Origin of the sequence: Maridesulfovibrio ferrireducens (genome assembly GCF_900101105.1) — a bacterium.
Taxonomy (GTDB): domain Bacteria; phylum Desulfobacterota; class Desulfovibrionia; order Desulfovibrionales; family Desulfovibrionaceae; genus Maridesulfovibrio; species Maridesulfovibrio ferrireducens.
Genome location: NZ_FNGA01000004.1, coordinates 480,223 through 489,205 on the forward strand (window position 1 = coordinate 480,223; position 8,983 = coordinate 489,205).

The 8,983-nt window shown below is 44.2% G+C and carries 8 protein-coding genes; 3 read left to right on the forward strand and 5 right to left on the reverse strand.

The features are described from left to right. Positions 1-8 precede the first annotated feature (8 nt). Entirely contained in the window at positions 9-911 is a 903-nt protein-coding gene (locus BLT41_RS14620; RefSeq protein WP_092162428.1) for a DMT family transporter, read from the reverse strand. A 153-nt stretch (positions 912-1,064) separates the two neighbouring features. On the opposite strand from BLT41_RS14620, the gene BLT41_RS14625 reads away from it, so the two are divergent. Continuing rightward, positions 1,065-1,910, forward strand: coding sequence for an RluA family pseudouridine synthase (locus BLT41_RS14625; RefSeq protein ID WP_092162429.1), 846 nt, complete (start codon positions 1,065-1,067; stop codon positions 1,908-1,910). Positions 1,911-2,000: 90 nt separating this feature from the next. Here the strand turns inward: BLT41_RS14625 and ftsY are convergent, their stop codons facing one another. Beyond that, positions 2,001-3,533 (reverse strand): signal recognition particle-docking protein FtsY, encoded by a 1,533-nt coding sequence (gene ftsY, locus BLT41_RS14630; protein ID WP_092162430.1) that lies wholly within the window; start codon positions 3,531-3,533, stop codon positions 2,001-2,003. A 209-nt stretch (positions 3,534-3,742) separates the two neighbouring features. Here ftsY and asnS point away from each other — a divergent pair, with 209 nt between their 5' ends. Continuing rightward, positions 3,743-5,134, forward strand: a complete 1,392-nt coding sequence (gene asnS / locus BLT41_RS14635) for an asparagine--tRNA ligase (protein ID WP_092162431.1) — start codon at positions 3,743-3,745, stop codon at positions 5,132-5,134. 70 nt (positions 5,135-5,204) lie between these two features. Here asnS and BLT41_RS14640 read toward each other — a convergent pair whose 3' ends face one another. Both BLT41_RS14640 and BLT41_RS14645 read right to left on the reverse strand, forming a co-directional pair. Further along, positions 5,205-5,666: an AraC family transcriptional regulator gene (locus BLT41_RS14640; RefSeq protein ID WP_092162432.1), complete on the reverse strand. Its 462-nt coding sequence runs from the start codon at positions 5,664-5,666 to the stop codon at positions 5,205-5,207. A gap of 27 nt (positions 5,667-5,693) precedes the next feature. Then, complete coding sequence (locus BLT41_RS14645) at positions 5,694-6,587, reverse strand: AraC family transcriptional regulator (protein ID WP_092162433.1); 894 nt, start codon at positions 6,585-6,587, stop codon at positions 5,694-5,696. Between the two features lie 144 nt (positions 6,588-6,731). Between BLT41_RS14645 and BLT41_RS14650 the strand changes: the two genes are divergently transcribed. Further along, entirely contained in the window at positions 6,732-7,436 is a 705-nt protein-coding gene (locus tag BLT41_RS14650) for a lipid-binding SYLF domain-containing protein (protein ID WP_092162444.1), read from the forward strand. 1 nt (position 7,437) lies between these two features. Here the strand turns inward: BLT41_RS14650 and BLT41_RS14655 are convergent, their stop codons facing one another. Then, entirely contained in the window at positions 7,438-8,499 is a 1,062-nt protein-coding gene (locus tag BLT41_RS14655) for an FUSC family protein (RefSeq protein ID WP_092162445.1), read from the reverse strand. Positions 8,500-8,983: the final 484 nt, after the last annotated feature.

The following is an 8,983-nucleotide window of genomic DNA, read 5'->3' on the forward strand; positions in this document are numbered from 1 at the left end:
CTATTGAGTTATATTGTCTCAGTTTGCGGTCTTAGCACGCGGGACATAATTTTCCCTTCCATAATAATAATGAGTACGGCTGAAACGATAAGCATGCTTCCGAGATATCCGGTCCAGTCGAAACTTTCATCCCACCACCACCAAGCGAGTATGGCGGCCATTACTGGCTCAATTGTCGCAATAACTGCCGCATTTGTAGCTTCAAGCCATCGCATACCTACATAATAGAGGGTATATGACACGTAGGTACAAACTACCGCAAGTGTGATAAGACATATCCAGGACGTGGGAGTTTTATGATGGAATTCGAAAAAGGGAAGAAGTCCTATTGCTCCGATTGGAAGGGCGTATAGAAAGATAGTCGGGGTTGTATATCGGGAGAATAATGTTTTGCCGAAAATAAAGTAGAGTGCGTATGAGAATCCGGATGTCAGGCCGCACATAAGGCCGAACCATGTGAAGGCTAATTCTTTTCCGGTTCCGAAAATTTGAGGCCCGAGTGATACGCAGACAACTCCGATGATTGTCATGGAAAGAGCACATAATTTAATCGGCCCCATTTTTTCGCCTAGGAAAAGCCATGACATGAATGCAACCCATGCCGGAGCCGTATAAAGAAGTACTGAAGCAAGGGCGGCGCCTACTCCTTGTACCGCGAGCTGATAAGAACCGTAAAAAACTGTAATTCCGACTATCCCGAAACAGATTACAGATGGGATGTCTTTAGGGGCTATTTTGAATGCGCGCATACGGTAAGCATGGACAGCGAAAAGTATCCATGCGAAGAGAGCTCTCCAGAATGCGTTTTCCAGCGGGGGAATTCCTTGTTCAAGCGGGAATTTTGAAACAGGCCCGATAAGGCTCCACATGACCGCAGCTATAAGTATTAGTATGCAACCTCTTAAGTTCACGTGTGGCCCTCTAATGTTCTGGTTTGATATTAAAAAATAGTAGTTTAATTTAAAATTTTATAGTTGGATTGAGTGTCAAAGTTGTATGCTCTTTCCCTCGCATCGTCAAAGACCTATCGCAGGATAGAGGCGTAAAACGTCAGGAGATTAATTGTGGATAATAAGAATTTAAAAGAATGTTCAAAGGTAGTTGCAACGGAAAATGATGAAGGGTTGCGGCTCGATAAATTTTTGATTGTGTTACTTCCCGAAACAGGTTTGCGCCAGCGCAGAAGAATTGTTGAAAATGGTCTGGTTACTGTAAATGGACGGAGCGCAAAACCCAGTCTTAAAATGTTTACGGGCGCAGAAATCGTACTGTTTGAAAGAACCGACGCCACCAGCACCGAAGATATTCTGCCGCATCTTTCTATCATTGCGGAGACTGACGATTATGCCGCAGTCCTTAAACCAGCTGGAATGCATTCAGCTTCGATTGCAGGAAGCATGGAATGTTCCGCGCAGGATTGTCTCGATGAACTTTTCATGGAGAAAACACCGATTCTGGTCAACAGACTGGATCATTCAACCTCTGGAATATTGCTGGTAGCATTCGGGCATGAACAGGCCCGGTTGTTTAAAGAGTATGAAGAGGAAGGAAAAGTCGAGAAAGAATATTTCGCCAGAGTTATCGGAAATCCTGATTCTGAGTTTGTTGTCAAAAAAGAACTGGATACGGATTCACGCACTGTAACTAAAGTGCTGAGCGAAGATGCAGAAAGACTCCGATGGAGTTACGCTGACCGCGTTTCAGATCTCGGTAACGGCATTACGCTTGTGAAAGTCAGAATTGCAAAGGGCGCGCGTCATCAGATTAGAGCACACCTTGCATACGCAGGATTCCCGATTGTAGGTGATACTGTTTACGGTACAGCATCCGCTGACGGCAAAATGTATCTGCACAATCACCTTATTTCTTTTAAAGGATTCAAGGCCGAGTGCGAACCTGATTGGGATTAAGTTAGGCTGATTTTATTATTATAAAAGAGAAAGTCCCCTTGGAGCTGTGTGCTTCAAGGGGACTTTTGTTATTGTCGTATATCCAATCTTTTACATCAATAAAGCCTTCGCAAAATCAGCACCGTTGAAGGGGCGCAAATCTTCCATTTTTTCCCCGAGCCCTATGAAGGTGATGGGGATTTTGTGCTGCATGGTCACGGCAATCATGATTCCGCCTTTTGCTGTTCCATCGAGCTTAGTGAGGATTAATTCATCCACTCCGATTGCTTCGTTGAAAAGCTTTGTCTGAGACATGGCGTTCTGGCCTGTTGTTGCGTCAATAACCAGAATGCTGCGGTGCGGAGCTTCGTCGTGCTTTTTACCGAGAACTCTTCTGATCTTGAGCAGTTCTTCCATCAGGTTTGTTTTGGTGTGCAGTCTTCCCGCTGTATCAAGAAGCATGAGGTCATAGCCGTTTTTAACTGCGTAATCGATGGCTTCATATGCTACTGCGGCTGGATCAGACCCTTCGTCTTTTGCGAAGAATCCTGCTCCGACACGTTTAGCCCATATTTCAAGCTGTCCGATAGCTGCGGCGCGGAATGTATCACCTGCGACGATGAGAACTTTGCGGCCCTGCATCTGTTCGCGATGGGCGATTTTTGCAATGGTCGTTGTTTTACCGACACCGTTCACCCCGATCATCATTACGACTTCGGGCGGGTTGAAAGCTTTAATACGTTTGGGAAGTTTAAAAATTTCGTCAAGTTCTTCACGAAGAAGGTCTTTGAAGTTTTCCGGGTTTGTTTCTCCGCTATTGCGGATTCTGGTTTTCATGCGCTCTACAAGCTCGGAGGTAGCTTCGAAACCAACATCCGCCATGATCAGAATTTCTTCGAATTCTTCCCAGAAATCATCATCAAATGCACTGTGACTTGAAAGAAGAGCGTCAAGGCGTTTGGTAATCTGTTCTCTTGTTTTGGACAATCCTTCGGAAAGTTTAATAAAGAGACGGCTTCGTTCATCTTCTTCATCTTCCAGTTCAAGAGCGAGAGCAAGGCGGTACTGCAATTCAGAGCGGAATTCGTCAACATGCTCGTAGTCCATGTCGTCGAGCCATTCTTTAAAGCGAGAAACAAAATCATCAGCTTCATCTGCGGGAGCTTCAAGAGCTTTAAGCAGGAATGTCAGACGGTCCCAGAGGTCGTCTCCGGCAGTGTCTATTCCGTCGAGGATAAGATCGAGCCAGACCGAAAGGCGTGGATCAGCTTGCTGGAGAGCTTTGGTAAGATCGCGTTGCCATTGGGGCTTGTCAGCATCAGATTTAGCTTCTGTTGCCATGACAGGTTCGATAATTCTTGCTTTACCGGCTGATTCAGGAACTGCAACTGTTTCAACTACTGGAGCGGAGACAGGTTCCTGAGTTGGTTCCGGTGCTGGTTCCGGCGCAGGTGTTGGTGTAACTTCTGCCTTGGGTTCGAACTCAACTGCTTTTTGCGGCGCAGGAGTTTCTTGTTGTGCAGGAGCTTCCGGCTCAATTTTTTGATCGGGCTGGTCCGCTTCACCTAAATATTCTTTGAGAGCTTTCGCGGCTCTTTCTTCCGGGCTGACCCATAATTTTTTTACTTTAGAAAAGAATCCCATTGAAATCCCCTTTAAAATCTATTTTGAACAGCGGAAGATAGCGCAGTCGGAGCCGATACGCAACTATCCATAGGTTACGACCCCGGTTGCTTTTATCAATGTGCTGGCTTACCCTTTTTATCACTATATATATAGTGATAAACAAGTTTGTTGAAATTTACTCATCTTACATATACATCTGTGCAAAACGCAATTAATGGAGACTTTTTATGAAAAGAACATGCATAAAGGCAGCTTTGAATGCGGAAGGCCCAGTATCCGAGATAATTATCAAAGGATGGGTCCGTACAAAGCGCGATAGTAAAGGGTTTTCATTTCTGGAAGTAAACGATGGTTCCTGCATCACGAATATTCAGGTTATCATTGATCATACTCCTGAAATAGAAGCTGTTCTGGAACATATATATACCGGAGCTTCTGTCAGTGTGGTTGGAGAGCTTATCGAGTCTCCGGGTAAAGGACAGAAGTGGGAAGTTCGCGGTAAGTCAGTTGAATTACTGGGTGTTGCTGATCCGGAAACATTTCCGCTTCAGAAAAAACGCCATTCAGATGAATTCTTGAGGACAATTGCTCATCTTCGTCCCCGTACAAATAAATTTGGAGCTATGTTCCGCATACGTTCCGAGCTTTCTTTTGCTGTACACCAGTTTTTCCGTGATAAAGGTTTTTTCTATGTTCATACTCCTATTATCACCGGCTCAGATTGCGAAGGTGCAGGAGAAATGTTCAGAGTTACTTCTCTTGACCACAGCTCACTTGCCAAGCTTGGCAAAGCAGAGCAGGGCGCGAATGATTTCTTCGGCCAAGAATCCCATTTAACCGTATCAGGGCAGCTTTCAGCCGAAATGTATGCGCTGTCACTTGGTAACGTTTATACTTTTGGACCGACTTTCCGTGCTGAAAAATCCAATACGCCGCGCCATGCAGCTGAATTCTGGATGATTGAACCAGAAATGGCTTTTGCCGATCTTGAAGATAATATGGATCTCAGTGAAGAGATGGTTAAATATCTCATCAGTCATATTCTTGATAAGTGCGCTGATGATATTCAGTTGTTTGCTAAATTCGTTGATAAAACTCTGATGGATACTCTTAAGAATATTTCAGAGAACACCTTCGAGCGTGTTGCTTATACTGATGCAATAGAGCTTTTGAAGAATTGCAAAAAAGCGAAAAAGTTTGAATTCAAACCTGAATACGGCCTTGATCTGCAAACTGAACACGAGAGATATCTCACCGAAGAGCATTTTAAGAAGCCGGTTATTGTATATAATTACCCTGTTGAAATTAAGCCTTTTTACATGCGCCTGAATGATGACGGTAAAACTGTTGCCGCCATGGATTTACTGGTTCCGAGAATCGGTGAACTTGTTGGTGGTTCCCAGCGTGAAGAAAGACTTGATGTGCTTGAGCGCAGAATTGTAGAGACGGGAATGGAAACAGAAGATTACTGGTGGTATCTGGACAGCCGCCGTTTCGGAACCGCGCCGCATGCCGGATTCGGAATGGGATTTGAGCGCATGCTTATGATGCTCACCGGAGTTACTAACATCCGCGACGTAATACCTTTCCCGAGAACTCCTAAGAATCTTGAGTTTTAGATTTTAACTTTGATATTACTCGTATCCCCCTTCTATATATATAGAAGGGGGATATTCTTTTTAGAGTGGATTATTTTAAAGGCATAAGCAGCAAAGTAACCAACTGCTCAGGTTTAGTTGAGTTAGGATCATTCATATATTGTTCGTAGCAAGGGCTTTCAGCATGTTCCATGCCGCTTGTCGGCAGCCATTTCATATAGAATTCCATCCATGACTCAGCAAGGTTTGTATAAGGTCCGAGGTGTGTTGTTACAGCGAACTTGCCACCCGGCACATCTTTAAACTTTACCACTCCTGCATTGTCTGATTCATTGTCTACGGTAATGCATGCTTCGGAGCGTAGTTCTGCCGCAGGAATTTCTTCGGGATTGTCGTGGTATATTCCGAAAAATCTTGTGCGTTCATTGTAAATACCGTTCGGTCCGGCCCATCCGCACAGCTTACCCCAAGCTTGATCAACTTCAGTGTAGGGGCCGACATGTTCAACATAAGCTAGTTTCATAGGGTCAAGGGTCCAGATTTTTACGTCCATTTCATGCTCCGTTAAGTTAAAGTTATATTAGTAAATGCCTAAATAAATTTCTGTAATCAAATCCTTCGGAGCTGTGTCCGCGGGGGTATTTATGTATTTTTCGAAGGAAGGAATGTTGTTTTTTAGCTGATAGCTGCTAGTAGGAAGCCATTTTCCGTAAAGTTCCCGGTATGCATCTTTAAGCCCTTCGTAAGGACCGTAGTGAGTTCCGACAGCGTATTTACCACCGGACACTATTTGGGTTCCGATTTCTCCTTCCGGCATAATATTGCCAGAAGTGCTGATACACGCATCATATCTGATTTTACCTAGCGGCGTTACAGATGGATCGTCATAGCATATTCCTATAAACTCAGTCTGGGAGTTCAGCAGTTTTTTTAGAGCAGCCCATCCGCAAAGTTTCTCCCATGCTTTTCCAACTTCAAAATATGACCCGATATGCCGGATAAAAGCTACAGAGATATCATCTCGCTCGCGAATGTCGACTTTAAGAGTTATCGGGGAGCCGTTTCTTTTCAATGTCTTCGGTATAGGTGCCGGGGAATAATGAATTCCGCTGCTTACACGTGGACTGGCGATTTCTCTGGATTTGAGTCTGTAGTCGCTGGGTGGCAGTTTAAACATTTTTTTGAATGCGCGACTGAATGTTTCAGGTGATTCATATTGAGCATCAAGACTGATATTAATGATGGTGTCATTTTCATAACAAAGTTTATAAGCTGCTTTTTCAAGTCTGAGACGGCGGATATGTTCTTTTAAACTTTCGCCGGTCATACCTTTGAATATCCGGTGAAAGTGCACGATTGAAAAACAAGCTGCTTCTGCCAGTTCTTCGGAGGGAAGTTCCCGGTCCAGGTTTTTCTGAATATACAGCAGAACATCCATCATCCGTTCATTATATGGCTTCATAAGATTCGACATAGATAATCCTTAATATCATTATGAGCTTTATTGCATGACATTTTTTATCATTTTGAAATTGCCTTAAATCAATGTTCGAAAAATTTGAATGTAAAAAAGACATTCCGGTTGCTGAATCTATATGTATCGGTTTAATCTAAGCATATGAATAAGTTTAAACGAATCTCACTTTGCATTGCTGTAATCCTTCTTTTTACTTCATGTAATTCAGTCAAAAAGATCACAGGAAATCCCTGTGTCAGCAATTCTACAACGAATACGCAGAGAGTTGTCGATTCTGCCGCGTGTGCAGTGAAACAAATGAGAACAGATCTGGATGGCCCGACTATTGATTATCTGCTTGAAATTTCACGAGGTGTTTTCATTTTTCCGGATGTGTATAAGTTGGCATTTATGATTGGAGCCGAGGGCGGGGCAGGTGTGCTGTGTGCAAAAGACAGTACCGGTTTTTGGAATGGTCCGGCTTTTTATACACTGGCAGGTATAGATATCGGAATTCAGGGAGGCGTGGCCGGTAAGACCATAATGATATTCCTTATGGATGATGAAGCCCTGGAGTCAGCCATTGCAGGAAAGATCGATTTATCGCTCGGAGTTGATCTTGCCATAGGCCATCTCAATGATCAAAGACACCGGGGGAGTTTTGATTTCGAAGGGAATGTGTTTCCACTGGTTTATCAGGCCGGGGCTTTTTTCGGAGTTTCATATCGGACCGGCTCACTCATGGTCGGCAAAGAAAGCAACAAGGCTTATTATGGAAAACCCATCAGTGTTAAAGAGTTGCTCATGACTCACGAGCATGACAAACCGGAGGCGGATGTCCTTTTTAACGTGCTGATGGGGATTTGATTTAATTTTCTTGGATGTTGTCCATGACCTTCTTCCGTTCTTTTGTATATTGAAGAAGGTCTTTACATATAAATTGAGTGCTGTGGTAAAAGGCAAAGAATTGTACCATCTTCTGAAGGTAAAAACGTCTGGTAACACCTTCTTTACGTAAGGCTTCAAGTCTTTTCAGAGCTGCATTGAACGCGTTTTGTAAGGCTTCTTCATCAGGTGTTTTTCCAGCGCTTATGGCTCGCATTGACTCTGCGGATACTTTTGAAAGAGTTCTTAGTTCTTCCTTCATTATGATTTCGTACCCTTCACCGTGAACATTATTAAGAGCGTGGAGCATTGCCCGCAGGTGAGATCCGCTTTTTTCCAGAGTCCGCACTTTTAAACCGAGTAGATCAGTGTCTTCTATATATAGAAGGCTTTCATGTCGCAGAACCTTCATGTAGGTTGCACGGTTAAGGGCTACCTTGTTATTGAAAGAGTCGAGCATTTCGGTATCAAGCTCGGTTTGTTTGTTAAGAAAGCTTTCCATCAGTGCTTCATAATGATCCGCACATTCAGAAAACTGGCTGCAAAGACTTCCTTTTAAAGAGTCAGCCGCTCTTAAGGGCCAAATTAATACACTTACCAGAAAAGCACTGGCAACTCCGATAGAGATTTCCACTACTCTGAACAGCCCGAATTCTATACGGTGGGCTTGTCCCAGACTTGCGAGAGTAACGATAGTGGTTGTAATTGCGGCCATGCGGTAGCGTTCGTTATATCTTGTCATATATGCACAGAAGCCGACTGAAACAAAAAGGGACAGAAGCGTCATAGACGGAGTTTCCGGGAATACTACTATGCAGAGTATGCCGATAAGAGCGCCGATGGCTGTGCCTGAAAAGCGGTACCAGCACATCCTGATGGAGTCCGCTACATTGATTTGCATGACAATTACCCCTGACAGGGCGGCCCAGTATCCATAACTAAGATCGAAAAGGCTTGCAGCTGTATAGGCAGTAACTGCGGCGATACCTGTTTTTATGCCGTGTTTAAGATGGGATACTTGTGAACGAGGGTCGGATATGCTCATTAGAAAACCTTGAATGTGGTTAGTTGTTAGTGTGACGGGCTCTCAGAGAGCCTCGCTTCGTGTTGTTCATTATGTATAGCAACATCAGCAATAGCAAGCGTGAGAGTATATCATCTAATTGTTTCAACAATAATTCAAAAACCTATTGACGTGGGCGCGCGATTCTCATAGAACCTCTTTCTCGGGTCGGCAACGGCTGAACGCCACAGCATCTCCCGGGATTTTTTTTGACTGACCGGTCACAAAGCGGTTGACATGAACAGGGTGAATGTGTAGGTTTCGATTCCGCGCTGCCAAGGGGTAACGCAACTGAGGTAACACTCGGAGATCATTGAAAAAAAAGTTATTTAGTTGTTGACTGGACGGGCCTGCTTGAGTAGGTTCAGCCTGCTTCCCGAAAAGCCGATTTGATCGGCATGAGCGCGAGTCGTTCACGGGGAGGCGGCAACAAAAACTTTTATAAAGTGGTTGACAGTCGGAGCGG